Source organism: Pseudomonas sp. Marseille-Q5117 (assembly GCF_946901175.1).
Taxonomy (GTDB): domain Bacteria; phylum Pseudomonadota; class Gammaproteobacteria; order Pseudomonadales; family Pseudomonadaceae; genus Aquipseudomonas; species Aquipseudomonas iranensis.
Genome location: NZ_CAMPPP010000007.1, coordinates 13,114 through 38,433 on the forward strand (window position 1 = coordinate 13,114; position 25,320 = coordinate 38,433).

General features: G+C 61.1%; 25 protein-coding genes. 20 read left to right on the forward strand and 5 right to left on the reverse strand.

Going from position 1 to position 25,320, the window contains the following annotated elements; genetic code table 11:
- Positions 1 to 334: 334 nt before the first annotated feature.
- The 18 genes from OC605_RS13070 (at position 335) to OC605_RS13155 (ending at position 19,030) form a co-directional block, all read left to right on the forward strand.
- Entirely contained in the window at positions 335 to 1,687 is a 1,353-nt protein-coding gene (locus OC605_RS13070; RefSeq protein WP_262137522.1) for a UDP-glucose dehydrogenase family protein, read from the forward strand.
- Entirely contained in the window at positions 1,684 to 2,718 is a 1,035-nt protein-coding gene (locus OC605_RS13075; protein ID WP_041478601.1) for an NAD-dependent epimerase, read from the forward strand. The genes OC605_RS13070 and OC605_RS13075 overlap by 4 nt, the downstream gene beginning before the upstream one ends.
- Positions 2,719 to 2,732: 14 nt before the next feature.
- Positions 2,733 to 3,479, forward strand: coding sequence for a sugar transferase (locus tag OC605_RS13080; protein WP_041478600.1), 747 nt, complete (start codon positions 2,733 to 2,735; stop codon positions 3,477 to 3,479).
- Positions 3,479 to 4,126 carry a CpsD/CapB family tyrosine-protein kinase gene (locus tag OC605_RS13085; protein WP_024012451.1) on the forward strand — a complete coding sequence of 216 codons (648 nt, stop codon included), beginning with the start codon at positions 3,479 to 3,481 and terminating at the stop codon, positions 4,124 to 4,126. The genes OC605_RS13080 and OC605_RS13085 overlap by 1 nt, the downstream gene beginning before the upstream one ends.
- Positions 4,127 to 4,147: 21 nt before the next feature.
- Positions 4,148 to 5,170, forward strand: a complete 1,023-nt coding sequence (locus OC605_RS13090; protein WP_262137526.1) for a polysaccharide biosynthesis/export family protein — start codon at positions 4,148 to 4,150, stop codon at positions 5,168 to 5,170.
- A 16-nt stretch (positions 5,171 to 5,186) separates the two neighbouring features.
- Positions 5,187 to 6,779: a GumC family protein gene (locus tag OC605_RS13095; RefSeq protein ID WP_056784537.1), complete on the forward strand. Its 1,593-nt coding sequence runs from the start codon at positions 5,187 to 5,189 to the stop codon at positions 6,777 to 6,779.
- Positions 6,776 to 7,867, forward strand: a complete 1,092-nt coding sequence (locus OC605_RS13100; RefSeq protein ID WP_262137528.1) for a glycosyltransferase family 4 protein — start codon at positions 6,776 to 6,778, stop codon at positions 7,865 to 7,867. The genes OC605_RS13095 and OC605_RS13100 overlap by 4 nt, the downstream gene beginning before the upstream one ends.
- On the forward strand, positions 7,864 to 9,231 hold the full coding sequence (locus OC605_RS13105; RefSeq protein ID WP_262137530.1) for an O-antigen ligase family protein: 1,368 nt from the start codon (positions 7,864 to 7,866) through the stop codon (positions 9,229 to 9,231). Before OC605_RS13100 ends, OC605_RS13105 begins: the two co-directional genes overlap by 4 nt.
- Positions 9,228 to 10,196, forward strand: a complete 969-nt coding sequence (locus tag OC605_RS13110; RefSeq protein ID WP_262137532.1) for a glycosyltransferase — start codon at positions 9,228 to 9,230, stop codon at positions 10,194 to 10,196. Before OC605_RS13105 ends, OC605_RS13110 begins: the two co-directional genes overlap by 4 nt.
- A complete protein-coding gene (locus OC605_RS13115) occupies positions 10,189 to 11,325 on the forward strand; it encodes a glycosyltransferase (RefSeq protein ID WP_262137534.1) in 1,137 nt (378 codons plus the stop codon). The genes OC605_RS13110 and OC605_RS13115 overlap by 8 nt, the downstream gene beginning before the upstream one ends.
- 13 nt (positions 11,326 to 11,338) lie before the next feature.
- Positions 11,339 to 12,340, forward strand: coding sequence for a polysaccharide deacetylase family protein (locus OC605_RS13120; protein WP_262137536.1), 1,002 nt, complete (start codon positions 11,339 to 11,341; stop codon positions 12,338 to 12,340).
- Entirely contained in the window at positions 12,337 to 13,644 is a 1,308-nt protein-coding gene (locus OC605_RS13125; protein WP_262137538.1) for an oligosaccharide flippase family protein, read from the forward strand. The genes OC605_RS13120 and OC605_RS13125 overlap by 4 nt, the downstream gene beginning before the upstream one ends.
- Positions 13,641 to 15,560, forward strand: coding sequence for a hypothetical protein (locus tag OC605_RS13130; protein ID WP_262137539.1), 1,920 nt, complete (start codon positions 13,641 to 13,643; stop codon positions 15,558 to 15,560). Before OC605_RS13125 ends, OC605_RS13130 begins: the two co-directional genes overlap by 4 nt.
- Positions 15,561 to 15,621: 61 nt before the next feature.
- Positions 15,622 to 16,311, forward strand: a complete 690-nt coding sequence (locus OC605_RS13135; protein ID WP_262137541.1) for an N-acetyltransferase — start codon at positions 15,622 to 15,624, stop codon at positions 16,309 to 16,311.
- A gap of 4 nt (positions 16,312 to 16,315) precedes the next feature.
- Positions 16,316 to 17,506: a GNAT family N-acetyltransferase gene (locus OC605_RS13140; RefSeq protein WP_186565430.1), complete on the forward strand. Its 1,191-nt coding sequence runs from the start codon at positions 16,316 to 16,318 to the stop codon at positions 17,504 to 17,506.
- Positions 17,503 to 18,195: an N-acetyltransferase gene (locus tag OC605_RS13145; protein WP_262137544.1), complete on the forward strand. Its 693-nt coding sequence runs from the start codon at positions 17,503 to 17,505 to the stop codon at positions 18,193 to 18,195. The genes OC605_RS13140 and OC605_RS13145 overlap by 4 nt, the downstream gene beginning before the upstream one ends.
- Positions 18,196 to 18,425: 230 nt before the next feature.
- Positions 18,426 to 18,719: a type II toxin-antitoxin system RelE/ParE family toxin gene (locus tag OC605_RS13150; RefSeq protein WP_076567390.1), complete on the forward strand. Its 294-nt coding sequence runs from the start codon at positions 18,426 to 18,428 to the stop codon at positions 18,717 to 18,719.
- A gap of 2 nt (positions 18,720 to 18,721) precedes the next feature.
- Entirely contained in the window at positions 18,722 to 19,030 is a 309-nt protein-coding gene (locus tag OC605_RS13155; protein ID WP_262137547.1) for an addiction module antidote protein, read from the forward strand.
- 115 nt (positions 19,031 to 19,145) lie between these two features.
- On the opposite strand, the gene OC605_RS13160 is transcribed toward OC605_RS13155, so the two are convergent.
- From OC605_RS13160 to OC605_RS13175, 4 genes are all read right to left on the reverse strand, one after another.
- On the reverse strand, positions 19,146 to 19,943 hold the full coding sequence (locus tag OC605_RS13160) for a class I SAM-dependent methyltransferase (protein WP_262137548.1): 798 nt from the start codon (positions 19,941 to 19,943) through the stop codon (positions 19,146 to 19,148).
- 100 nt (positions 19,944 to 20,043) lie between these two features.
- Positions 20,044 to 20,319 (reverse strand): type II toxin-antitoxin system RelE/ParE family toxin, encoded by a 276-nt coding sequence (locus OC605_RS13165; protein WP_041478585.1) that lies wholly within the window; start codon positions 20,317 to 20,319, stop codon positions 20,044 to 20,046.
- A 1-nt stretch (position 20,320) separates the two neighbouring features.
- Positions 20,321 to 20,593 (reverse strand): CopG family ribbon-helix-helix protein, encoded by a 273-nt coding sequence (locus OC605_RS13170; protein ID WP_041478584.1) that lies wholly within the window; start codon positions 20,591 to 20,593, stop codon positions 20,321 to 20,323.
- A 168-nt stretch (positions 20,594 to 20,761) separates the two neighbouring features.
- Entirely contained in the window at positions 20,762 to 21,661 is a 900-nt protein-coding gene (locus OC605_RS13175; RefSeq protein WP_024012435.1) for a LysR family transcriptional regulator, read from the reverse strand.
- A gap of 234 nt (positions 21,662 to 21,895) precedes the next feature.
- On the opposite strand from OC605_RS13175, the gene OC605_RS13180 reads away from it, so the two are divergent.
- Both OC605_RS13180 and OC605_RS13185 read left to right on the forward strand, forming a co-directional pair.
- A complete protein-coding gene (locus OC605_RS13180) occupies positions 21,896 to 22,915 on the forward strand; it encodes an alpha/beta hydrolase (RefSeq protein WP_262137552.1) in 1,020 nt (339 codons plus the stop codon).
- A gap of 108 nt (positions 22,916 to 23,023) precedes the next feature.
- Positions 23,024 to 24,451 (forward strand): mechanosensitive ion channel family protein, encoded by a 1,428-nt coding sequence (locus tag OC605_RS13185; protein ID WP_262137554.1) that lies wholly within the window; start codon positions 23,024 to 23,026, stop codon positions 24,449 to 24,451.
- Positions 24,452 to 24,674: 223 nt separating this feature from the next.
- Here OC605_RS13185 and ycaC read toward each other — a convergent pair whose 3' ends face one another.
- A complete protein-coding gene (gene ycaC, locus OC605_RS13190; protein ID WP_016774080.1) occupies positions 24,675 to 25,298 on the reverse strand; it encodes an isochorismate family cysteine hydrolase YcaC in 624 nt (207 codons plus the stop codon).
- Positions 25,299 to 25,320: the final 22 nt, after the last annotated feature.

Below are 25,320 nucleotides of genomic sequence, written 5' to 3' on the forward strand. Positions count from 1 at the left end.
TGACACTAGCACCCGGCCATCAAAGCGCAAGAAATGACTGATAGGCGGGGAAAGCGTCAAAAAAACGGTGACTCAAATCTGACACACCTGTAGCGATTAAAGCCTTTAATTTCGAGGACTTAGACCGTCTGTCGGTTAAATAAAATCTGAACAAATCTGCAAGAAAACAACAAATCCAATCGCAGCAATGACTTGATGGCCAATCGCCAAAAACGCCTCAAGTGTTATACCCGTGCAACATGTCATTTTGCTGACACGCTTTCCAAACCCTGCGCTATACCACTTTAACAATCTCATCCGTAATTAACTTTTCTGGTTTTATTGAGGTGCGCAGATGGACGTGAGCGTATTTGGCACTGGCTATGTCGGACTTATACAAGCCGCTGCACTTGCCGATGTCGGCCATCGGGTTTTATGCATTGATATTGATCCGAACAAGATCAAACAACTGCAACAAGCGGTGCCGCCCATCAGTGAACCAGGCCTGTCCGCAACACTTGAAGAAAACATCAAGGCCGGGCGCTTGTTGTTCAGCACTCAGGCCAGTGATGCGGTGACTCACGCCGAGCTGATTTTCATCGCCGTCGGCACCCCGGCGGACGAAGACGGCTCTGCCGACCTCAGCCATGTGCTCCACGTCGCCCGGCAAATTGCCGGCCTGATGGAGGCCGATCGCACGCTGATCATCAAATCCACGGTGCCGGTCGGGACTGCCGATCAAGTCCTGGCCACGGCCACCAGCGAATTGCTGTTGCGCGGCAAAACCGAGCTGCAGGTGCGGGTGGTATCCAACCCGGAATTTCTCAAGGAAGGCAGCGCCCTCGCCGACTGCATGCGCCCGGACCGGATCATCATCGGCACCCGCGACGACGCTGCCCGCGAGCTGATGAGCGAGCTGTACGCGCCGTTCTGCCGCAATCACGAAAAACTGATGTTCATGGACAACCGCAGCGCCGAGCTGACCAAGTACGCGGCCAACGCGATGCTCGCCACCCGCATCAGTTTCATGAACGAACTGGCCAATCTCACCGAGCTGCTCGGCGCCGACATCGAAGCGGTGCGCAAAGGCATCGGCTCCGACCCGCGCATCGGCTACCACTTCATTTATCCGGGCTGCGGCTTCGGTGGCTCGTGCTTTCCCAAGGATCTGCGTGCCCTGCTGCACACCGCCGAACACAACGGCATGCCGTTGAAACTGCTGCGCAGCGTCACCGACGTCAACGACAGCCAGCGGCACATCCTGTTCAGCAAATTGCGCGCGCAGTTTCCCCAAGGTCTGGCCGGCAAATCCATTGCGGTCTGGGGCCTGGCGTTCAAACCGAACACCGACGACATGCGCGAAGCCCCCAGCCGTTATCTGATGGACGCGTTGTGGGCCGAAGGCGCCAGCGTGCAGGCCTACGATCCGGAAGCCATGTCCGAGTGCCGGCGCATCTACGGCTACCGCAACGACCTGCACCTGTGCGCGACCCGCGACGATACCCTTGAAGACGCCGACGCGCTGGTGATCTGCACCGAGTGGAAAAACTTCCGCGTGGTCGATTTCGAGCTGCTCGCCGAGAAGCTGCGTTCGAAGGTAATCATCGATGGGCGCAATCTCTACAACCCGGAACAAGTAGCCGCCGCCGGCCTGCATTACAGCGGCATCGGCCTGCGCCACATCGCCCCTGAAGGGCTGCGGCCATGAAGATTCTGGTGACCGGTGCCGCCGGTTTCATTGGTGCCCATTGCGTCCTGCGCTTGCTGCGCGACGGGCATTCGGTGGTCGGCCTGGACAATTTCAATCACTACTACGACCCGCAGCTCAAGCATGATCGCGTGCAGTGGGTGCGCGAGCAGGTCGGCGATTTTCCGCTGGCCACAGTGGATCTGGCCCACGCTTCAGCGATCGACGCGTTGTTTGCCCGCGAGCAGCCACAAGTGGTGATCCATCTGGCCGCGCAGGCCGGGGTGCGTTATTCGCTGGACAATCCACGGGCGTATCTGGACAGCAACCTCAACGGTTTCCTGAACATTCTCGAGAGCTGCCGGCATCACCCGGTCGAGCACCTGATCTATGCCTCGTCGAGTTCGGTGTACGGCGCCAATCAACACACGCCTTACTCGGTCAAGGATGGCGTCAACCATCCGCTGTCGCTGTACGCCGCGACCAAAAAAGCCAATGAACTGATGGCGCACAGCTACAGCCATCTGTTCGGCATTCCCTGCACCGGCCTGCGCTTTTTCACCGTGTACGGGCCTTGGGGCCGGCCGGACATGTCGCCGATCCAGTTCGCCCGGGCGATCAGCGAAGGCGAGCCGCTGAAGCTGTTCAATTACGGCGAGCACCAGCGCGATTTCACCTACATCGACGACATCATCGAAAGCATCGCCCGCCTCATCGATCAGCCACCGCAAGCCAATCCGCAGTGGGATCGCGAGCAGCCCGACCCCGCCAGCAGCATGGCGCCGTGGCGCCTGTTCAACATCGGCGGGCAGCAGCCGGTCGCGCTGAAAACCTACCTCGCGCTGATGGAAAAACATCTTGATCGGCAAGCCATTGTCGAGCTGCTGCCGCTGCAACCGGGCGACGTGCTCAACACCTGCGCCGAGGCCAGTGATCTGGCCCAGGCCACCGGATTCCAGCCCCGGATAGAACTGGATGAAGGACTGGGCCGCTTCATCGCCTGGTTCCGCGACTACTACCCCACTGCCCGTGCGCCGCTTGCGGCTGATTGAATGCGGAGGACGCCATGACTGGACATGAAAGAAGTGTGTCGATTGCACAGATGCGCCCTGACAAGCGCGTCGACCCGGAACATCGCATGCGCCTCGATGCGGCGATTCACCGTCAGGGTCGCGGCTGGCTCAGCGGCCGCGATGGCGGCCGCCCATGGCAGCTGTCGCGGACCAATCGGGTGGTCGCCTGCCTCGGCGCGCTGACGATTCTCGTGCTGATCTCGCCGGTGCTGCTGGGTCTGGCCCTGGCCATCAAGCTCACCAGCCCGGGGCCGGTGCTGTTCGTGCAGAAACGCACCGGTTATCGCGGGCGCAAGTTCGGCATGTTCAAGTTCCGCACCATGGTCAGCAACGCCGAAGACCTCAAAGAGTCGCTGCGCCACCTCAACAAACACGGGGCAGACGCCATCGACTTCAAGATCGACAAGGACCCGCGCGTCACCGGCATCGGCAGTTTTCTGCGGCGCACCAGCCTCGATGAGCTGCCCAACCTGATCAACGTAGTGACCGGCGACATGCGCCTCGTCGGCCCTCGCCCGACCTCGTTCAACGCCTACCGCTACAAGGACAATCACCTCGCGCGTCTGGCGATCTACCCCGGCATGACCGGTCTGTGGCAGATCTCCGGACGCAGCAACATCGACTTCGACCAGCGCGTTGAGTTGGACCTCAGCTACATCGCCGAGCAGAGCCTTCTGCTTGATCTGAAGATTCTGTTGAAAACCCCCTTCAAAGTATTCAGCGGCCACGGAGCAAGCTAATGGACGGTTCAACCAATAAAAGCCTGAGCATCGCCAGCCCCAGCGAATCGAATCTGACTTCGACCGTGCTGGATCTCGATCTGCGCATTCTGTTCCTGACCGCCGCCAACCCCGGCGCCGGCACCACCACCAGCGCGCTGGCACTGGCCAGTCAACTGGCGCAGATGAGCAGCGGCCAGGTGCTGCTGGTCGATGCCAGCCAGTCGGCGAACAACCTCACCCAGCAGATGAACCTCGGCAAGGAGCGCGGCCTGCGCGACCTGCTGTTCAACCCGGGCAACCCGCCGCTGTTGCAGGACTGCGTGGTGCAGGTCTCGAGCCTGCCCTTCCATGTGCTGCCCAACGGCCGGCCGATCCGCACGCTGGAACACCTGACCGCCGAGCGCCTGAGCCCGTTGCTCGACCAGTTGGGCAGCCAGTACCGCTTTGTGGTGATCGACGGCGACGCGGTGTATTCCGCCGCCGACACCCTGGTCATCAGTACTCAGGTCGACGGCGTGGTGTTTGTCGTGCGCGCCGAAGACACCCGCTGGGAAGTCGCCCAAGCCGCTGTGCAACGCCTGACTCAGGCCGGGGCGAAAGTGGTCGGCAGCGTGTTCAACCGGCGCAAGTACTACATGCCCAAATGGCTTTACAAAAACCTGTAAGCGAACGCAAAGGATGACGCCATGAACGCCAGAATGCTTGTCCTGCTGTTGCTGCCGCTTGCGGGCTGCACCAGCACTTCCGAGACCCGCAACATGCCGGTGAATATTCTCACCGCCACACCGGCCAATGCGCAGGCCACCGACATGCCGCGGGTCGAACAGACCCTGCGCCCGAAAGACGTGCTGGATGTGATCTTTCACATCAGCACCAGCGGTTCGGACGCTTACCGCGTGCAATCAGGTGACCAGATCGGCCTGAATTTCACCGCCGCCAGCCAGCTCAACGGCAACCAGCTGGTGCTGCCCGACGGCACCATCGAGCTGCCGGGCGCCAACACCTCGGTGAAAATCGCCGGGTTGACCAGCGAAGAAGCGCGCCAGGAAATCCAGCGCGTCTATCAGCGCAAACAGCTGTTCCAGCCCAACCGCAACCAGCTCACCGTGCAGATCATCAGCCCGCTGAGCAATGAGCAGAACCTGAAAAGCGCGCTGAACCACCCGGCGACCGGCATGAGTCGCGAGATCACCGTCGGCACTGACGGCTACGCGAGTTTTCCGGAAATCGGCGCCGTGCCGCTGCAAGGCATGACCGTCAATCAACTGGAATCCTTCCTCAACAAAAAGTACGCGCAACTGCCGGGCCGCATGACCGTGGACGTGCTGCTCAAGTCCACCGCGGGCAACGAGATCTATGTGCTGGGTGAAGTCGCACAACCGGGCTCCTACCCGATCCGGCGGCCGGTGTCGGTACTCGAGGCACTGACCCTGGCGCGTGGTACCAACGTCAAGGCGCGGCTGGATTCGGTAGTGATCATGCGGCGCAACGGCAATCAGGTGCAGGCGATGAACTACGACGTCGAGAAAGCACTGTCCGGGGACGCGCCACAAATCGCCTATCTGCAGCCGGATGACATGCTCTACGTGCCAAAAACCAAACTGGCCAGCGCCGGCGAACTCGCCCGCCAACTGGCTGATGTGGTGCTGTTCCAGGGCGTCGGTTTCAGCTTCGGCTACCGCGTCGACAACAAAGGCAGTGACAACTGACTCTCAGGTGACCGACATGAACCCAAAAGAAAATTACCTGCATGAGTTCTTCAGGATTTTCTTCGCCAACAAGCAAACGGTGAAGCGCATCTTCCTGACCTTTGCAGTGATCGCCCTGCTCCTGCCGTTGCTGCTCAAACAGAGCTTCGATATCACCGCGCAGGTCATCGTGCAGTCGAAAAAGCTGTCTCAGGGCGATGCGACCACCTCGCTGACCCAGGACAGCGCCACCTTCATTCCGCCGTCGCTGGCGGACATGGAAACCGAAAGCAACATCCTCCGTTCGCCGGCGCTGATCCGTCAGACCATCAGCGAACTGCGCGACATGGGTCAGTACAACCCGCCGCCGGGGATGCTCAGCAAGCTGGCGGGCGAGCCATTCAAGCGTTACGTCAGCACGCCGCTGCGCGAATACGTGATCAATCCGCTGCGTGATGCGCTGGGCATGCAAACCGATCCGGTGCGCGACACGGCACTGGACGGTTTGACCCAGGACGCCATCGACAACCTGAAGATCGAAACCCTGCCGGGTTCCAATGTGATCTCGATCGTCTACAGCTTCCCCGATCCGGCCCAGGGCACAACGTTTGTTGCCGCGTTGCTGCAGAACTATCTGGTCGATCGTCAGGCGTTGCAATCGATCGAGCTGCCGCATTCGTTCTACGAAACCAAGAAGCATCAGTATCAGGTGCGGCTCGATGGTCTTGAAGGCGCGCGGCTGAGCCTGCTGGAAAGCGTCGGTTCTTCCGACCCGAAAGAGGAAATCACCTTTCGCCTCAACGCGATCAACACCGAAGAGCAGGCACTCAACCTGTATCGCGATCGCTTGCTGCAGAGCCAACGCTGGCTCGATTACCTGAAAACCAGCCTGGCCGCCGCCAACACCAACAAGCTCAACGACTACACCTTCCCGTTCACCTTCACCACGACGGTGGACAACATTGCGTTCGAGGATCGCGAGATCAGGCAGATGGGCGAGGCGCTGACCACTCAGGTCAGCCGCTATATGAATGACTTGGCGGTATTCCAGCCTGGCAGCGAGCCGATGTTGCTGGCCCGCGAGCAAATTGCCCGCACGCGCCAACAGTTCCTCAAAGTGGTCAACAACCGCATCCAGGAACGCACGATCGACCTGTCGGTGGTGAGCCAGGTCATCGAGCAGAAAACCGCGCGCATTGCCGAGTTCAAGAATCGCATCCATCAATTGCAGCAGACCCAAAGCAAGCTGCGCCAGATGGACACCGAGATCGGCGCGTTGCACGCAGCGTTTTCCACCTATGCGCAACGCTTTGCCGAAAGCAGCACGACACGCGCGCTGGACAACGACCTGTCCAACGCCCGGGTATTGAGTCCACCGTTCGAGCCGACCGAAGCGGCTTTTCCCAAGCCGATGCTGATCATTCCATTCGGGCTGTTCACCGGGCTGCTGCTGGCAATCGCGTTCGTCTATGTGCGTGAGTTCTTCGACCATCGCTTCAAGCATCCGGCGCAAATCAGCCATGAACTGGGCGTGCCAGTGTTGTTGGTGCTCAACGAAGAAACGTCGCAGCCGGGCAATCCGCACAAGAACTGGACCATGCCGAGCCTGGTTCACTGGGTGCGCAATTGAACGCGGTGTCCACCCCAATCGTCGCCCTGCCGATCATTCATTTGCTCAGCAGCGGCGGCTTCTACGGGGCCGAGCGGATGTTGCTGGATCATTGCCTGGCCACGCCGGGGCAGCACCAGGTGCTGTTCCTCGACGCGCCGCCAGAACTGATCGCGCGCTTTCGTGAGGCCGGGGTGGACGCTCGCGCTTGTGCCGGGCTCGGCGAATTGCTGCGGCACTTGCGTCAGCGCCGTGGCGACAAACCGTTGCTCAACACCCACAACTTCAAAGGGCTGTTGTTCGGCTGGGTCAGCGCCACGCTGTTGCGCCTGCCGCTGGTGATCACCCAGCACGGCTTCACTCCACGCAGTCGCAAGCAGAAGTTCTACACCTGGCTGAGCCTGCAACTGTGCCGCACGGCGTCGGTGAAACGGGTGGTCTGCGTGGCGCAAAGCATCGCCACGCTGCACCTTGAGGCCAGCGTGCGCGCGGAGAAGTTGCAGGTGATTCCCAACGGTCTGCCAGCGGCGCCAGCGATGCCGCCGCTGGCAGAGCGGCAACGCTGGCTGGCCGGTTACGTCGGGCGGTTGAGCAGTGAAAAAGGCCCGGACCTGTTTCTCGATGCGCTGATTGCGTTGTGTCACCAGCATCCGCAACTGGACGCGGTGATGCTCGGTGACGGACCGGAACGCGAGGCCTTGCAGGCGCGCATCGACGCTGCCGGGTTGCAGCAGCGGGTTCGCCTACCGGGCTACCAGACGGCGATGCAAGGCTGGTGGCGGCAACTCGATGCGCTGGTGATCAGCTCGCGCACCGAGGGCACTCCGATGATTCTGCTCGAAGCGATGCAGGCCGGCGTGCCGGTGGTGGCGTTCGCGGTCGGCGGTATTCCGGATGTCTTGCAGGATCGTCACAACGGCCTGCTCGCGGCGCCGACGGATACCGCCGCCCTCGCCCGCCAGCTCGACACACTGCTGGCCGAACCGAAGCTGGCCGCGCAGTTGCGCGACAACGCCAGACGCACCCAACAGGAACGCTACGACCTCAAGGCTCTGGCCGAACGCTGGTCGCAGCTGTACATCCAAACGGCACGGGAGACACGCGCATGATTTTCCCGCTCTCGATCGTCAGTCTGTTCGCCCTGGTCAGCCTCGGTTTGCTGGCCAGTCCCTGGCCGTATCTGGCGCCGGGGGCGGTTATTGGTCTGGTCGGTTTCACCGTTCTGTACCGCAAGCCGACCTGGGGCCTGCTCGGCATTGCCGCGCTGGTGCCGTTCGAAGGTTTCTTCAAGGACAGCTCGGTATCGGGCAGCAAATTGATCGGTGCCTCGCTGGCAGTAATCGTGATGCTGCAACTGGCGCTGTACCAGATCCCCTCGCAGCGCCTGCGCAGCAATCTGTGGCGTTACCTGATCGGTTTCATGGCGCTGTACCTGCTGAGCCTGTTCGCCAGCGACAATCTGGGCATGTCGCAGACTCATCTGCGTGAACTGAGCGTGGGCCTGGTCCTGTTCGTGATCACCCTGTTGATCGGCCGTGAGTTGAATCTGGATCTGTTCGCCCGACTGGTCACCCTCAGCGTCAGCACGACCTGCGCGATGGCGATGTTTTCCAGCCGATTCCAGGACAAGGGCCGCGCCGCCGGCCTGCTCGAAGACCCGAATGCCTTTGCCCTGCTGATCGCTTTCGCCGTGCCGCTGGGCCTGCTGCTGGTGATTCGCAGCCCGAACCTGCTGCACCGTTTGTTCTGGGCTGGTTGCTGTCTGTTGCTGCTCGGCGGCATGACCAAAACCGAGTCGCGCTCAGGGCTGGTGGTACTGGCGTTGAGTCTGGCAATCGGGGTCTGGCACTACCGCCAGCAGTTGACCCGCATTCGTCCACGGCATTTCGGCTTCGCCATGCTCGGTGCTGCGATCATCCTGCCCTTGGCGATCTATGCGATGCCGGCCGGTTATCTGGCACGCATTCAGTCGCTGAGCATCCTCAGCGCCGGGGCCAAGGCCCAGGACGAATCCCTCGGCCGTCGCGCCTCCTACATAGTCGTTGGCAGCCAGATCATTCGCGAGCATCCGCTGCTCGGCTCCGGCCCTGGCACCTTCCCGCTGCACTACGCGACCACCGGTTATGCCAAGGCGTTCTCGGCCAACCGCAAGATCGGCGACCTGTACCGCCGGGCGCATAACACTTATCTGGAGATCTTCAGCGAACTGGGGATTCCCGCCGGCCTGCTGTTTGTCGGCATGCTGGTACAGGGTTTCTACAACCTGATCCGCGCACGACGCACGTGGCTGCAACGGCGCGAGTGGCAGCACGCAGGCATGGTTACCCATCTGGGCATGAGCTTTCTGTCATTGACGCTGTTCCTGATGTTCCTCAGTGCGCCGAACCTGAAATACCTGTGGATCATGCTGGCGCTGACCTGGGTGCTGCGCCTGAAAGCCGAGCAGGCAGCGCTGACGGAGGCCAAAGCATGAGCCGGATCAGCATTGTCATTCCGATGTTCAACGAAGCCCGGCACATCGGCCGAACGCTACTGGCCGCCAGCAAGGCCGCGCACGCAGCCGACATCGACTGTGAACTGATCGTCGTCGACAACGGCTCCACCGACGAAGGGCCGCAGATTGCCCGCGCATTCGGCGCGCAGGTTCTGCTGCTGCCCGGCCTGCTGATCGGCGCCTTGCGCAATCGTGGCGCCACGGTTGCCCGTGGTGAATGGCTGGCGTTCATTGATGCCGATATCGAGATGCCGGAAGACTGGCTGAAGCAGATGTTGGCTTTGGCTGCGTGCGACCAGGGCGACGTCTTCGGCCTTGACCTGCACACCCCTGCCGCCGCGCCATGGTTCGCCGCCGCGTGGCAACGCCGCTCGTTGCGGCCGTCGAGCCGCGCCACGCGCACTGTGCAATGGCTGCCCAGCGCCAACCTGCTGATGCGCAAGCAGTGGTTCGACAAGGTCGGCGGATTCAACGAAACCCTGCGCACCGGCGAGGACAAGGAATACACCCTGCGTCTGCACAGGCACGGTGCTCGCCTGCTGTCGGTCAATACCAGCATCGCTCTGCATTGGGGCTACGAAATGACCTGGCGCGAATGGGTCGGCAAGGAACTGTGGCGTCAGGGCAGTCATCTGCAATTGCTCCGCGCCCACGGCATGAGCCTGCGTCTGCTGCGGTTTCCGCTGCTGTCATTGCTGGTGTGGTTGCTCGATGCTCTGGCGATCGTCGCATTGCTGGGCGGCCACGCGCAGCAGGCGTTGCTGCTGCTGATGGCGGGCTTGTTGCCCAGTCTGCTGCTCAGTGTGCGGCAGAGCATTCGCCAGCATAACCTCAGCCTGACCTTGCAGCTCTGGGGCCTGCACTGGGTGCGCCTGCACTTGGCCAGCGCAGCATTGATTCTCGGTCTGTGTCATTGGAATGCAAGGAGGCCTGCCCGTGGCTGAACTCATTTTTTGCCTGTGCCTGTTGTTGCCAGCGTACGCCTACATCGGCTATCCGCTGCTGCTCACCTTGCTCGCGCCGCTGTTCCCGGCCTGGCGACATGCCCCCGCACCGCCGCTGAACGTCAGCATCGTGATTGCCGCGCACAACGAGGCACGCCATATCGAGCACAAGCTGCGCACGCTGCTGGCTCAGGACTATCAGCCGGCCGCGTTGCAGATCATTCTGGCCAGCGACGGTTCGACCGATGACACCGTGGCTTGCGCGCACAAAGTGATTGATCCGCGCATCACCGTGCTCGACCTGCCGCGCCAGGGCAAAGCCGCCACCCTGAATGCCGGCGCCGCCCTGAGCAGCGGCGACATTCTGGTGTTCACCGATGCCGACAACCAATGGTCGCGCGACACTCTCGGCCACTTGCTCGCGCCGTTGAGCGATCCGCAGGTCGGCGCCTGCGCGGGGCACATGGTGATCCCGGTTGCCGGTGGCGGCCTGAGCATCGGCGACAGTCTGTATCGGCATTACGAAGGCTGGTTGCGCCGGGTCGAGAATCGCACCGGCTGCATGGTCTCCGCCGACGGCGCCCTGCTCGCCCTGCGTCGCGAGTTGTTCCAGACCGTGCCGGCCGAGGTCAACGATGATTTCTTCATCAGTACCTGCGCACCGGTGGCGCATAAACGCATCGTCTACGTGCCCGAGGCGCAGGTGATCGATCAGGGCGTCGACGAAGCGGACAAGCAATGGCGTCGCCGCCAGCGGGTCACCGTCGGTGGCCTGCAGAGCCTGGCGCAACGCCGTGAACTGCTCAATCCCTTCAAGCACGGCCTGTATTCGATCGCGTTGATCAGCCACAAACTGATTCGTCGACTGGCGCCGGTGCTGTTGCTGCCGCTGCTGCTGAGCAATTTCTGGCTGTGGAACCAGCACGGTTTCTATCGCCTGAGCCTGATCGCGCAATTGCTCGGTTACTCGATTGCCATCGCCGGCCTGCTGGATTCGCAACACCGTTTACCGAAACCGTTCCGCCTCGCGGCATTCCTGCTGGTGACACTGGCAGGCATGAGCGTCGGCCTGTGGCAGTTCCTGCGCGGGCAACGGTACGTACAGTGGAATCCTGACCAGAATCGTTGAGAGGGCGCATGCCATGGCTATCAAACAACTGATAAAACGCACCAGCGGCTGGCTCTATCTCAACTCGTCCGTGGGGCGCAGCCAGTTGCACGGGGCCGGAGTCATCCTGATGCTCCATCGGGTGCTGGCCAACGACCGTGCCGCCAACCTGCCGCACCGCAATGAACTGTGTGTCGGCCCGCAGGCGTTCGAACACTTGCTGATATGGCTGCGCAAGCATTTCGATTGCGTGCCGCTGATGGAGCTGTTGCAGCCCAACGCCCTTCGCACCGAGCGCCCGCGCGTGGCGCTGACCTTCGATGACGGCTGGCGTGACAACGCGGTCAATGCCTATCCGCTGTTGCAGAAATATCAGGTGCCGGCGAGCATTTTTCTTTCCACCGATTTCATTGGCAGCCGGCAACGGTTCTGGTGGGAAAGCGTCGGTGAAACGCTGTGGGGCAGCCATGGCGAAAAGGCGCGCATGCACCTGATCGAGCACCTGCGCATCACCGGTCATCCGCTGCCGGTGCTGCTCGACGACATCGATGTCGACCGACGCAGCCTGGCGCTGCTGCATTACCTGCAAGGGCTGAAGAGCCTCGATCCGCAGGAACTTGAACATCTGACCAATGAGTGTCCGCCGGATTCTCTGCCGCAAGCGCTGGACTGGCATCAGGTGCGCGCCATGGAAGCCTCCGGACTGGTGCGATTCGGCCCCCACGGCGCCAGTCATGCGATCCTCACTGGCCTGGATGACAGGCGTCTGCACGAAGAAATCAGCCGCAGCCGCGACGCCCTGCACAACGGCTGCAATCGGCCACTGCCGGTGTATTGCTACCCCAACGGCGACAACGATGAGCGCGTGCGCGAGCAGGTCGCCAATCACGATTATCCCTTTGCCCTTGGCACGTCCACCGGACTCTATCGCGGCGCCGGCGACCCGCTGAACCTGCCGCGCTTCGGCGTCAGCCAACGTACCGCGCGCAATCCGGAGCTGCTGTCGCTACGGATCTTTCGCGGGGCACGGCCATGAGTCGCGGCAGCTACATCAAGCACCTCGCCCTGAGCATGGGCACCAAACTGGCGATGATCGCCCTGCGCCTGCTGCGCAATGTGTTGCTGGCGCGGATTCTCGGGCCGAGCGAACGCGGCCTGTTCGCCCTGCTCAGCACCCTGCCGGATCTAATCAGTGCGGCCACCAGCGGCGGCTTGAATTCGGCGGTCGGTTATCAAGCGGCCAACCAGCGGCCGATGGGTCTGTTGCTCGCTCAAGTGCTGGTGTTCGGTTGTCTGTTGGCCGGGCTGCTGACGTTGCTGGTGGTGGCGCTGGCGCGAGAATTTGGCAGCGAACTCGATGTCACGATGCAGCTCGGTCTGCTGGCCTGGCTGTTGCTGCTGGCGGTACCGCTGACCGTGCTCAAAAGCGGCCTGCTGACCTTGCACAACGCGTCGGGTGGAGTGGTCGCCTTCAATGTCCTGCGTCTGATCGAATCGCTGGCACCATTACTGCTTTTTGTTGCGCTGTTCTGGATGTGGAAAGAGGCGGCACTCGAAGCGGCGCTCATCAGTTGGCTGGCCGGTATCAGCCTGGTGGTACTGGTGGGCTGGATGTGGCTCAAACGCGCACAGCCGCTGCAACTGCAATGGGATCGTGCAAGCCAGAAGGAGCTGCTGAAATTCAGTGCACGCAGCCATCCGGACTTGCTGTTCCAACAGGTCATTCTGCGCTCCGATTACTTGTTCATCGGCGCCCTGCTCGGTAGCAGCGCGCTCGGCCATTACGCCATGGCCAGCGCCGCCGCTGAACTGTTGCTGATCGTTCCGGAAGCGGTCACCACACCGCTGATGAAGCGTCTGCTGCAACAGGACAAGGGCATGGACAAGGTTACGCCGCTGGCGCTGCGTCTGACCGCCACGGTAATGCTCTGCGCCTGCATCGCCATGGCGCTGATCGGCGAATGGCTGATCATCACCCTGTTCGGCGTCGCCTACCAACCGGCATATCCGGCGCTGCTGGCTTTGCTGCCGGGGCTGTTGGGCCTGTGCTACGCAAGCATTCTGCGCCTGGACCTGATCGGCAAGAACCGCCCTGCCACGGTCTCGCTGATGATGGGGGTTGGGGCGTTGCTTAACCTGGGCCTGAACCTGCTGCTGATCCCCAGCTACGGCATCGTCGGAGCAGCGGCGGCGTCCTCGATCGCCTATTTGGCAGTGACCCTGGCGATGCTGGTGCTTTATTGCAGGCTGAGCGGCGTGCCGTTCTGGCACACGCTGTTCATTCTGCCCGGTGACCTCAGCCCGATGTGGCTGATGCTGCACCGCAGGAAAGCCGCATGAAGCGCCTGGCCCTGCTGCTCGGACTCGGCATGACGCTGAACGCCTTCGCTGCGCCGATGCAGTGGGGCGACATTCGCGACGGCAGCCTGTATCTGCAAGCCGACCGCCCGGATACAGTCACCGTGCGCTGGGTTCCGGCGTGGCAGGCCGAGGCCAATGAAGAGCATATCTATCTGCTTGACGGCTATGGCCGCTTGCAAGGTGATCGCTTCATCAAGGCCAGTGAGGTTCGCGGTTCGCAAAGCTGGCCGCTGGTGCCGGGAGCTGCCGGTTATCGCCTGGAGATTCCCGGCTACAGCTTCCGTAGTTACCGCGTCGAGCATGACGCCACCACCGTGGCGCTGTTCAGTCCGGCCAAAGTGCATTTCAGCGTCGAAACCCGCAATGGTACTGAGCTGTTTTTCCAGGTCGCACCGGGAGAGCATGCGGTGCTGAACGGCAAATACCATGGCGGCGTCAACGCGCTGCAAGCACAGCGTGTAGACGATGGACAACAGCTGTCGCTGGCCCTTAAGCCCCACCGCGCCTATTGGCAATTCGATCAAGTGGCCTTGCCGGTCAGTGACCGGCCTCAGACCTGGCGCTTGCGCCTGCAGGGCAGCGGCAAAGCGGCGTTCTGGCTCGATGGCACGGCCAACCTGTTTGCGCAGAATCCGCAGCAGCTGCAGCCAGTGCATGAAGAATCGGGTGAGGTCAGCCTGACCCTGCACGCCAAGGTACTCGGGCGCACTCCGGACCTGGGCATCGCGCTGCCCAATCTGATGCCGCCCGCAAGTAGTCATGCCGTACTGGATGCGTTGAAACCGAGCGCGGCGAGCTACTACAGCTACGTTGACATAACGTCGAAAAGTGCCCGCTTCGAAGACCCGGTTCGTCAGCTTTATCAGACGCGCTTCGGCATCCGCCAGGACATCACCCTGCTCGCCGGCACCGGGCGTCAGGCCAATCTGCGCGCCGATGTGCAAAGCAGCAACGGCCTTGAGACGTGGCTCGCCGGCACTCGTGCCTTGGGTGGTCAAGGCACGCATTACATCGGCTTCGCCGACGAGCCGAACCTCAACTATTCGAGCTACGACGAATACCGCTCGATTTTCGTCAGCATGGCCCGACAGGTGCGCAGCAATCCGGCCAATGCCAGTGCCGGTGTGCGCATCGCCATGCCGGCCACTTCGCGTCTGGTCAACGGCCCGTTCGCCAATAACGCCGCAGACAAACGCGGGATCGATTGGGCACGGCGTCTGCTCAGTGAAGCGCCCGATCAGATTGACGCGTTGGCCTGGCACGAATGGATGATCCGCGACCTGCTCGCCACTCGCGTCTACCGCGACAGCGTGCGCCGCGCCGCCGATCTTGTGGGACTCGATAGCCACGGTCAGCCGCGCAAGGCCTTGCTGCTCGACCAGACCAATCTGTCCAGCGGCTCGAGCCTGAGCCCGTACGAGCAGGAAACTCACTACGCCGCGCTGTGGTGGACATCGGTCGTCATCAATGCTTCTCAGGACGGCTTGCTGAGCATGCTCAACTGGTTTCAGGCGGCCGACGAACCGCCCTACGCCAAGGGCATGGTGCGCGTGTTGGCCGGCGATCGCTTCGAGCTGAAACCGGTGGGCCTGGCCCAGCAATTCATCGCTCGGCATTGGCTGCCGCACGTGCTGCAACTGGACAACGACGCTTTCGAAGTGGATGTGCTGGCGATGGCCGGCGACGAGCAGCGCACTTTGCTCGGGGTGAACAAAGGCACACGCCTGCAACGCGTTGCTCTGAGCGGCGCCAAGTGCCCGCTCAACCTCGGCGCCCTGCATTTCTTCGGCGCTGACAATCGCGCCCGCGACGCACCGTTCGCCTGCGAAAACGGGCGCGTGCGTTTCGAATTACCCGGGCAAACCCTGTTTGCCCTGAACTGGAACGCGTCATGAACCGCCCTTCGGCCCTGCGAGCGTGATGCTGCGCGCGGCACCTTCATCAGGAGAAGAGACCATGGAAATCTTGCAAAAACTCAGCGGACATATCCGTCGTAAAGGTCTGCGAGCGACCTTGGCGAAGATCCGCAGAATGTACATTTTTTCCCATCGGCAACTGCTGTGGATGGAACGGGATCTGGTCAGCCCCGTGCCGCCGCACAACCTCAAACCGTACCCGCCACTGCGCGTAATGAAGATCACCGCAGACAACGCCAGCGCCTTCACCCGCTACTTCGGCGACCGTGTCGGCGTCATGGCCGAACTCGCCAGTGAAGGTCACACCGGGCATATGCATGTCGACGAGCATGGCGATGCCGTGGCGTTCATCTGGGGTACGCCGCGCGACTATTTTGATCGGCATTACTACGGTTGCCGGTTCCCGGTGAAACCTGGCGAGTTCTTCGAGTTCGGTGGCGAAATGACCCGTGCCTACTGGGGCAGCGAATTGTCAGTCGATGTGCAAGTGCGCCTGTGGCAAGCCATGGCTGAGAAAGGCTGCCGCAAAGTGGTCGATGTCTGTGACTCGAGCAACATCCCGGCGCTCAAGCTGCACCTGCGCATGGGCTATACCGAACAACAGCGGATCATGAATATCTACACGCTGTTCGGTCGCTGGCGCTTTTACCGCGAAACCCGCTACAGCGGCTCGCGCCTGGAGGCACTGCGGAAAAATTCTCGTCCACCTGTCCCAGCAACGGCGGCCTGAACCTATGGTGATGCGATTTGAATGGCGCACCTCGCTGTGCGCTGCCGACTTCCCGGCAACCGCGTATGAAACGCTGCGCCTTCACGTAGCCGATCACACGCCGTTCAACCACCTCGGCTGGTTGTGCGCAGCAGAGCAGGCGTTGGAAGAGAATCAGTGCCTGCACGTTCTGCTCGGCTGGGAAGCAGAGGCTTTGCGCCTGTGCCTGCCCCTGGTGTCCAGCCGCGAACGCTTCGCGGGCGTGCCATTTCGCGTCTTGCGCCACTTGGGTTATCCGCTGGCCGATCGGTTGGCCCTGCTGTCGTTGCTCGGCGCAGAGGATATGCGCGATGCGCTGATGCTGATCCGTCAGCGCCTGCCCCATGCGCTGCTGCAACTCAACGAACTGTCGGAACCTGCTGGGGAAGAAAGCGCCCTCACCGATTGGATGGCGCTTAGCTCTACTGCTGAACGGCGCCTGAGTTGCCGGGTGCCGGTGCATCTGATCAGCGACGCCGACCATCAGGAAGTCTCCGGCGACCCGCGCTACAAACTGCGTCGGGCGCGCAAACGGATTGCCGCGTGCGGCGCTCAAGTACGGCGAATCACTCCCGATGCGCTGTCGATGCCTACGGTTTTACAGGCGTTGCAAGAAGTCGAGTCGGTCAGTTGGAAAGGTGACGAGGGCGTCGGCATTTTCGCAACTGACCACAGTCGTCAATGGATACAGAACGCCTTCACCGCCCTCGCCGCTCAAGGGCTGGTGCGAGTGGTGACGCTGGAGCTGGACGGCCGCTGCATCAGTTATCGGCTGGGCCTGCTCGAGCAGGGCCGACTCTACGACTACAACCTGGCGTTCCTGCCGCAACATGCCGATCTGGGCAGCGGTCGGGTGCTGCTGGAGGAATGGATTCGCTGGGGCCTGGCCGAGCAATGGCACTGGATCGATGCCTCGCGGGTCAGCCTGGAAAACTCCAGTCATCAACTGCACGAGCGCATGACCGGGCAACTGGAACACTGGCGCTGGAGCTTCTACTCATGGCGCCCCAGTGGCTTGCTGCTGGGCCTGGGGCTGCGTCTTTGGTACTGCGTCAAACCGGCCCTGCAAAAATGGCGCGCACAGCGTGCCGGCAAACCGAAAGCGGCAAATACATCCGCAACACAACCTGCAACTTCATCCACCACACCTGGGCTAGCGCCTCGGAGAGCATCATGAACGTCATCGACAGACTGCTTCAGCGCATCAAACAAAAAGGCCTGCGCCGCACCCTTGGCGCTTTCGGCAAACGTTATGTCTTCGCTCACCGTGAATTGCTGTGGATGGAGCGCGATCTGGTCACGCCGATCGCGCCGAACAAACTGCGCCCCTGTGAAGGTTTACATAGAGTCGACATCACCGAGGACAACGCCAAGGCTTTCGGCAAGTACTTTGGTGACCGTGTGCAGACCATGGCCGAACTGGCCGCTGAAGGGCACACGGGGCACATGTACCTGGACCAGGAAGGCCACACCGTCGGGTTCGTCTGGGCCAGCACCCGCGACTATTACGATCGCCACTTCTACCGCTACACGTTCACGATCGAGCCCGGTGAGTACTTCCAGTTCGGTGCCGAAATTGCCCGCCCCTATTTCGGCAGCACCTTGACCGTCGACGCACAGACCGCACTTTGGCAAGTCATGGACGCCGGTGGGTACAAAAAAGTGGTGGATATCTGCGACAACGCCAATATCCAGGCCCTGAAGATGCATGTGCGTCTGGGCTACAAGGAACAAGGGCGTATCACCCATGTTTACGACCTGTTCGGCCACTGGCGCTTCTTCCGCGAAACGCGCTACAGCGAGTCAAGGCTGGAGGCGCTGCGCAAGCCGGAAAGACCGGTAGTCAGTGCGCCGGCGCAGGCTTGATTCAGGCTGAATATTTGCGGCGGTTTTGATACCGCCATCGCGAGCAGGCTCGCTCCCACACTGGAATGCGTTTCCCTGTGGGAGCGAGCCTGCTCGCGAAGAGGCCAGTAGCTGCACCCGCAGCTCTCACAAGCGATTGGCTGGTTGCCTACAAACTGTGACGACACTTCCAACATCCAGTAAAGACTTGGCCGACTGTTTTTCCGTATCCACTTGGATACAGTCGAGCAATGACTTATCTTATCCAGCAAACCGCAATATTCCAGGCTTGGCACCGTTCGATTAGAGACTTGCGCGCCAAAGTGGCTATCGCCCGGCGTATTGATCGGGCGTCAACAGGCAATCTAGGCGACGCCAAATCGGTGGGCGATGGAGTCTCTGAGATGCGTCTGGATGTTGGCGCGGGCTACCGGGTGTATTTCACAATCCGCAATGGCGCAGTAATCATTCTGCTGGCCGGAGGCGACAAATCCTCACAAAGCGCAGACATCCGACGCGCACAAAAAATGGCAAAGGAGGTTTAACCATGAGCCAGACTTTGACGAATTTCGACATGGTCGCGCTGCTCGACAGTGATGAAGCCATCAGTGAGTACCTGTCACAGGTGCTTGCAGACGGAGACAGCGAAGAATTCCTTCGCGCAATCGGCTACGTGTTAAAGACGCGAGGAATGACGCAGATCGCCAAGGATTCAGGCATGGGTCGTGAAAGTTTGTACAAGGCTTTTGCTCCCGGAGCGAAGCCGCGCTTTGACACAGTGTTGAAGGTGATTCATGCGTTGGGCATTGATCTTTATGCGCAGCCGGGGCACGTAGTCAATCACGCCGTTCCCTGAATTTTCTGGCGGTCACAAGGCCGCCATCGCGAGCAGGCTCGCTCCCACACTGGAATGCGTTTCCCTGTGGGAGCGAGCCTGCTCGCGAAGAGGCAAGCCGTCGCAAAAAAGGTTCTCAGGTCTTGCTCGCCACCAGGCTAAAGCACATCGGCAGCTGCGCCTGCTGGTTCAGGTAGCAGTCATACACCTCTTCCCGGTTCGAATGCGCATATTCCTGAAAATCCACAATGCGCAGCCCCGCTCCGATGGCGCCGCTGAAGATCGCGCCCAGCGTATGCACGAACCAGTACGACTTTGCCGACGGCTGCTCGACTCTACCTACGTAAACGATCGGCTCTTGCTGCACAAACGGCTCGGCACGGAAATACGAGCTGGCGAGGCGGTAGGGATCTTCAGCCTGCGGATCAACCATTTCCAGAAACGGATGGGTTTCGTAGATCACCAGTTTGCCGCCCGGCTTCAGCACCTGCGCGACATGGCGGAAGAATTCGCCGATGTCAGGCATCCAGTTGAGTACGCCGATGGTGATCAGGGCGACGTCGAAGCGGTTATGCAGTGACGCGGGGAGACGGTGGATATCACTTTCGATGAACTCAGCTGTGTGCGGCGAGCGGCTGTTGAGCTCGCGGGCCTGCTCAAGAAACGCTGCGGATTGATCGACGCCGACGACACTGCGCGCACCCAGCGCAAACAGCGACAGGCTTTCCCGACCGTTATTGCAGCCCAGTTGAATCACGTCCTTGCCATCGACTTCCAGCAAGCCGCGCAAAGTGTCATCAAGGCAGCAAAACTCCGCCTGCGCGACATCGTTGAGCAATGCCTGCCAGTCCGGTGAATCCTGATGATGACGGGCGGAATCGTTCCATGCCTGTCGATTGCTTTCGATGGCGGTTTTGGGGTTGGGCACTTCCATGGCGCTACTCCGGGTGAGGCTCGTGATTGAGCGGCGTGAGTCTAGAACAGACCCGGAATTGGGGTTGTTGCGATGTTGTAAGCGCGAGTCTGGCGATGAATTATCGTTCTTCGCGAGTGTGCCAAAGGCGCAGCAGGTAGATAGTCGAATCGACAATTTCATAGCGCATTTCGTAGTGCCCGACCAGAATCCTTCGAACATCTCGCGGTTCAAATTCTTCCAGACGTTCACCCAAGCGCGGATTGGCTAGCAGCATTATCGGAGCGGCGGTCAGCTGTTGCACAGTGCGCGCAGCGGCAGGTTGATTAACTGCTGCCAAAAACTCGTAAAGCCTGGTCAGGTCGGAAAGCCCTTTGCTGGTCCACTTCAACTCCATATCAAAGTGGAGCCTTGAGAGGCGTATCGGAACTCAAGCTGTCCGCCCATGCCTGCACTGATTGATGATCGATAACGCGCCCGGCGTCCACATCAGCCAAGGCTTCGCGCGTCAAACGGCTGCGCTCTTCCTCTTGATCAATCCAGGCGCTCAGCGCCTGTTTCACAATCCAGTTACGCGAGCGTTCCAGACGCTCAGCCATCAGATCGACCTTTTCGGCCAATTGCACGGGTACATGGGCAGTCACGGATCGGGTTTTCATTGGCGCGGCCATGTCAGTTGACTCCTTGAGATTGCGGGCAGCGGGGGGTCACCGTCGATCAGAGTAGTCCTGACCCATCGTGTTCGCTCAGCTTTGATACAAATTGAATCAAAGTTAATCATAACTGCCCATGCACCGCTATTTGGCCCGACAGAACGCGATACTCGACGGTAAATAAAATCAAAGATTCACATGACTCTGGTTAAGCCGCTCACGCAAAAACTCCACCAGCGCCTGCACCGGCCGCGAAGCCTGGCGATGCTGCGGATAAACCGCCGACAGGGTCAGTGGCTCCGGGCGCAGGTCATCCAGCACTGGCACCAGCCGCCCGTCCTTCAGCGCCGCGCCGACGATGAAGGTTGGCAGATAAGTAATTCCCATCCCCTGCACCGCTGCATCTCGCAGCAGTTCGCCGTTGTTGACGCGCATGCGCCCGGTGACGTTGATCAGCAGCGGTTTGCCCGGCGCTTCGTTGAAGCGCCATTGCACCGAGCGACCGTGGCCGTAAGGCAGGCAATCGTGGCTGTGCAGGTCTTCAGGCTTTAGCGGTGTGCCGCGTTCGGCGAGGTAGGCCGGGCTGGCGCAGTAGACCCGTTCGATACTGGCGATGCGCCGGGCAATCAGTGTCGAGTCCTCCAGCACGCCGATGCGCAGGGCCAGGTCGTAGCCTTCGCCGAGCAGGTCGACCGGGCGATCGCTTAAATCGACCTCGACGGTGACTTCGCGATAACGCTGCAGGAACAACGGCAGCAGACACCCCAGATGCGCCACCGCGAACGACAGCGGCGCGCTCAGGCGAATCGTGCCGCGCGGCTCGGCGGTTTCGCCGGCGATGCCCTGCTCGACCTGCTCGACTTCTCCGAGCAAACGCAACGCCGATTCGTAATAGCTCTGCCCCAGCGGCGTCACGTCGAGGCGGCGGGTCGAGCGATTCAACAAGCGCACACCGAGGCGCTCTTCGAGTTGCATCAAACGGCGGCTGACGAACTGCTTGGACAGGCCCAACTGATCGGCCGCGGCGGTGAAGCTGCCGGAGTCCATGACCTGGCAAAAAATACGCATGTCTTCGAACGGGTTCATTGTCACTCTCTGGTGGACAGTTAAACGCTTTATAGCCGCTTTTTCGCTTTTCAGCAGCCCATTAATCTGTGCTCACGGTTTGAAAACAACCCTGAACACAAAGAGCTGCCGAAGGCTGCCATCTGATCGTTGGGACGCGGAGCGTCCCCGGCTGCATTCCCACGCAGAGCGTGGGAACGATCAGATCGCAGCCTTCGGCAGCTCCTACATCACACATCAAAAATGGAATTGAACATGAGCATCAAGAAAACCCTCGCCGCTTCCCTCCTCGCCCTGTCCGTCAGCAGCGCTTTCGCCGCTGGCAGCCCTGGCGTCGAACACAAAACCCAAGCATTCCTCGATGCCCTCGCCGCTGGCGGTGGTCGTCCGCTGGAGCAACTGAGCCCGAAAGACGCCCGTGCGGTGCTGACCGGTGCGCAGGCCTCGGTGAAGGTTGATCTGTCCGGTGTGGAAGTCAGCGACAAGGCGATCAAGGTCGATGGCCAGACCCTCAACCTGAAAGTGGTGCGACCGGCCAAGGTCAAAGGCGAGTTGCCGGTGTTCATGTTCTTCCACGGTGGCGGCTGGGTGCTGGGCGATTTCCCGACGCACCAGCGCCTGATCCGTGATCTGGTGGTCGGCTCGGGCGCTGTTGCGGTGTACGTCGATTACACGCCATCGCCGGAAGCGCAGTACCCGACCGCGATCAATCAGGCTTACGCCGCGACGAAATGGGTGGCCGAGCACGGCAAGGACATCGGTGTCGACGGCAAGCGTCTGGCGGTGGCCGGCAACAGCGTCGGCGGCAACATGGCGGCGGTCGTGGCGTTGATGGCCAAGGAGCAGAAAACCCCTGCCCTGCGCTTCCAGCTGTTGATGTGGCCGGTGACCAATGCGCAGTTCGAAGACGGTTCGTACCAGCAATTTGCCGAGGGCCACTTCCTCACCAAGGGCATGATGCAGTGGTTCTGGGACAACTACACCACCAACCCGGCCGAGCGTGCGCAGATCCATGCCTCGCCGCTCAATGCCAGCGCCGAACAGCTCAAGGGCCTGCCCGCCGCGCTGGTGCAGACCGCCGAGTTCGACGTGCTGCGTGATGAAGGTGAAGGTTATGCGCGGCATCTGGATGCGGCCGGCGTGCCGGTGACCTCGGTGCGTTACAACGGGATGATTCATGACTTTGGTCTGCTCAATCCGCTGAGCCAGATTCCGGAGGTGAAAGCGGCGGTGCGTCAGGCGGCGGCTGAACTGAAGACCCATCTGAATCCATAAAAGCAAAAGATCGCAACCTGCGGCAGCGCCTACCCTGGAATACGATTCCCTGTAGGAGCCGCCGCTGGCTGCGATCTTTTTTCTCACCAGCGTCGCGGAGTACCGGTCATGACTCTTTTCTACGCCCACCTGCTGTCCTGGAGCGCCGTCCTGCTGCTGCTCGACGCCGCACTCTGGCACTTCTCGCCCTTCAGCCATCGCGCGCCGCGAGTCGGCGTGCGTCTGGCACTGTTTCTGGCATTCAGCGCGCTGGTGATCAACGCCGGCGTCAGCCCGTTGCAGGCTCCGCTGTTCGCCGATGATCGCGTGGCGCAGCTGGGGGCGACGGCGCTGGGGATTCTCTGGTGGTTGTACGCGGCACGAGTGCTGACCGAAGTGATCGGCCTGGCACTGATGCGCCGCATCGGTCACAGCGGTCGTCTGTTGCAGGACGTCATCGGTGCGCTGGTGTTTCTGGTCGCCATTGTTGCGGCGGCCGGTTACGTGCTGGAGCTGCCGGTCAAAGGCCTGCTGGCCACTTCCGGGGTGGTCGCCATCGTGGTCGGTCTGGCGCTGCAAAGCACCCTCGCCGATGTGTTTTCCGGCATCGTCCTCAACACCACCAAGCCGTATCAGGTGGACGATCTGGTGATGATCGACGGCGTCGAAGGCAAGGTCTTCGATATCGACTGGCGCGCCACGCACCTGCTGACCAGCGCCGGCACCATGGCGGTGGTACCGAACTCGGTGGCGGCCAAGGCAAAGATCGTCAACCTCAGCCGACCGAACAACATGCACGGCGTCTCGATAAGTATCAAAGTGCCGAACCACATTCGCCCGCGGCGGGTACTCGATGCCCTTGATCGCACTTTGCAGGGCAGCAGCTCGCTGTTGCTCAGCCCGGCGCCGAAAGCCGTGCTCAAAGAGGCCGGCGAAACCATGTCGGAATACGTTGCCAGCGGTTTCATCGCCGAGCTGGGCAAGAAGAGCGAAGTGCGCAATCAACTGTTCGACCTCGCCCACCGCCATCTCGAAGCGGCGGGTATTTCCCGGCATCCCGACGGCGTGATCGAACCGTCGAGCCGTGCTCGCGCATTGCTGGATGAGGTGAAGATTTTCCGCTCGCTGAGCAGTGAAGAACGCGATCGCCTCGCTGAGTCGATGGTCGCGCAGCAGTACACGGCGGGTCAGGTGGTGCTGGATTTGGACGAGGTGCCGGACAGTCTGTTCGTGATTGCCATGGGCGTGGTCAGCGCGACGGTGCCGGACGGCAATGGCCAGACCGAGGCCGGACGCATGGGGCCGAGCGAAGTCATGGGTGAGCAGAGCATTCTTGCCGATACGCCGTCGCAGGCGACGTTCACGGCGTTGACGTCGAGCATCATCTATCGTCTCGACAAACAGTTGACCCGTGAGTGCATGGACAAGCGCAGCGAAGTCGGCCGGGCCTTGAACAAGTTGCAGGCGGTGCGTCAGCAGAACAGTCGCCTCGCGTTGATGGCCAAACCGGTGGCGGTGAAAAAAGGTGGTTTCTTGGGTTGGTTGCAAAAACGCTGATCTGAAACTTTGAAGATCAAAAGCTCACCCCCTCATCGGAACGCCGCCCGCCCAGCCCTCTCCCCCTAAGGGGGCGAGGGTGAAAGGGAGCCGATCTCCATGCGTTTCAAGAGCGGAGCTCGGCTCGGTATTGCAGGTCGATGCAACTCTAGCAAACAACGCGGTCAGTCCCCTCTCCCTCCGGGAGAGGGCTAGGGTGAGGGGCTTTTGACTTTCGACCAGATTACTTGGCAGTGAACTTGGTGTAGCTGTTGATCAGGTTGCGATAGTTAGGCAGACGCTCGGACAGCAGATGCGCCAGGCCTTCCATGTCGTTGCGCCAGTCGCCTTGCAGCTCGCAGGCCACAGCGAACCAGTTCATCAGGTGTGCACCGGCAGCCGACATCCGCGCCCACGCCGCTTGTTGCACGGTGGTGTTGAAGGTACCCGACGAGTCGGTGACGACGAACACTTCGAAGCCTTCAGCGATCGCCGACAGGGTCGGGAAAGCTACGCAAACGTCGGTCACTACACCGGCGATGATCAGTTGTTTACGGCCGGTGGCCTTGATCGCTTTGACGAAGTCTTCGTTGTCCCAGGCGTTGATCTGGCCTGGACGCTGAATGAACGGCGCGTCGGGGAATTGCTCGAGCAGCTCAGGCACGATCGGGCCGTTTGGACCTGCGTCGAAGCTGGTGGTCAGAATGGTCGGCAGCTTGAAGAACTTGGCGATGTCGCCCAGTGCCAGCACGTTGTTCTTGAACTCGTTCGGCGAGAAATCCTGCACCAGCGAGATCAGACCGGTCTGGTGATCGACCAGCAGGACGACGGCATCATCTTTGTTCAGACGCTTGTAAGGAACGCTCATGGCAAAACTCCTGGATGGATGG

Coding starts and splice junctions, on each gene's coding strand:
- ycaC (WP_016774080.1), bottom strand. CDS start 25,298: ATGAGCGTTCCTTACAAGCGTCTGAACAAAGATGATGCCGTCGTCCTG.
- OC605_RS13120 (WP_262137536.1), top strand. CDS start 11,339: ATGGCTATCAAACAACTGATAAAACGCACCAGCGGCTGGCTCTATCTC.
- OC605_RS13170 (WP_041478584.1), bottom strand. CDS start 20,593: ATGGCCGCGCCAATGAAAACCCGATCCGTGACTGCCCATGTACCCGTG.
- OC605_RS13090 (WP_262137526.1), top strand. CDS start 4,148: ATGAACGCCAGAATGCTTGTCCTGCTGTTGCTGCCGCTTGCGGGCTGC.
- OC605_RS13130 (WP_262137539.1), top strand. CDS start 13,641: ATGAAGCGCCTGGCCCTGCTGCTCGGACTCGGCATGACGCTGAACGCC.
- OC605_RS13150 (WP_076567390.1), top strand. CDS start 18,426: ATGACTTATCTTATCCAGCAAACCGCAATATTCCAGGCTTGGCACCGT.
- OC605_RS13185 (WP_262137554.1), top strand. CDS start 23,024: ATGACTCTTTTCTACGCCCACCTGCTGTCCTGGAGCGCCGTCCTGCTG.
- OC605_RS13155 (WP_262137547.1), top strand. CDS start 18,722: ATGAGCCAGACTTTGACGAATTTCGACATGGTCGCGCTGCTCGACAGT.
- OC605_RS13075 (WP_041478601.1), top strand. CDS start 1,684: ATGAAGATTCTGGTGACCGGTGCCGCCGGTTTCATTGGTGCCCATTGC.
- OC605_RS13080 (WP_041478600.1), top strand. CDS start 2,733: ATGACTGGACATGAAAGAAGTGTGTCGATTGCACAGATGCGCCCTGAC.
- OC605_RS13160 (WP_262137548.1), bottom strand. CDS start 19,943: ATGGAAGTGCCCAACCCCAAAACCGCCATCGAAAGCAATCGACAGGCA.
- OC605_RS13145 (WP_262137544.1), top strand. CDS start 17,503: ATGAACGTCATCGACAGACTGCTTCAGCGCATCAAACAAAAAGGCCTG.
- OC605_RS13110 (WP_262137532.1), top strand. CDS start 9,228: ATGAGCCGGATCAGCATTGTCATTCCGATGTTCAACGAAGCCCGGCAC.
- OC605_RS13180 (WP_262137552.1), top strand. CDS start 21,896: ATGAGCATCAAGAAAACCCTCGCCGCTTCCCTCCTCGCCCTGTCCGTC.
- OC605_RS13125 (WP_262137538.1), top strand. CDS start 12,337: ATGAGTCGCGGCAGCTACATCAAGCACCTCGCCCTGAGCATGGGCACC.
- OC605_RS13140 (WP_186565430.1), top strand. CDS start 16,316: ATGGTGATGCGATTTGAATGGCGCACCTCGCTGTGCGCTGCCGACTTC.
- OC605_RS13175 (WP_024012435.1), bottom strand. CDS start 21,661: ATGAACCCGTTCGAAGACATGCGTATTTTTTGCCAGGTCATGGACTCC.
- OC605_RS13070 (WP_262137522.1), top strand. CDS start 335: ATGGACGTGAGCGTATTTGGCACTGGCTATGTCGGACTTATACAAGCC.
- OC605_RS13095 (WP_056784537.1), top strand. CDS start 5,187: ATGAACCCAAAAGAAAATTACCTGCATGAGTTCTTCAGGATTTTCTTC.
- OC605_RS13105 (WP_262137530.1), top strand. CDS start 7,864: ATGATTTTCCCGCTCTCGATCGTCAGTCTGTTCGCCCTGGTCAGCCTC.
- OC605_RS13135 (WP_262137541.1), top strand. CDS start 15,622: ATGGAAATCTTGCAAAAACTCAGCGGACATATCCGTCGTAAAGGTCTG.
- OC605_RS13085 (WP_024012451.1), top strand. CDS start 3,479: ATGGACGGTTCAACCAATAAAAGCCTGAGCATCGCCAGCCCCAGCGAA.
- OC605_RS13165 (WP_041478585.1), bottom strand. CDS start 20,319: ATGGAGTTGAAGTGGACCAGCAAAGGGCTTTCCGACCTGACCAGGCTT.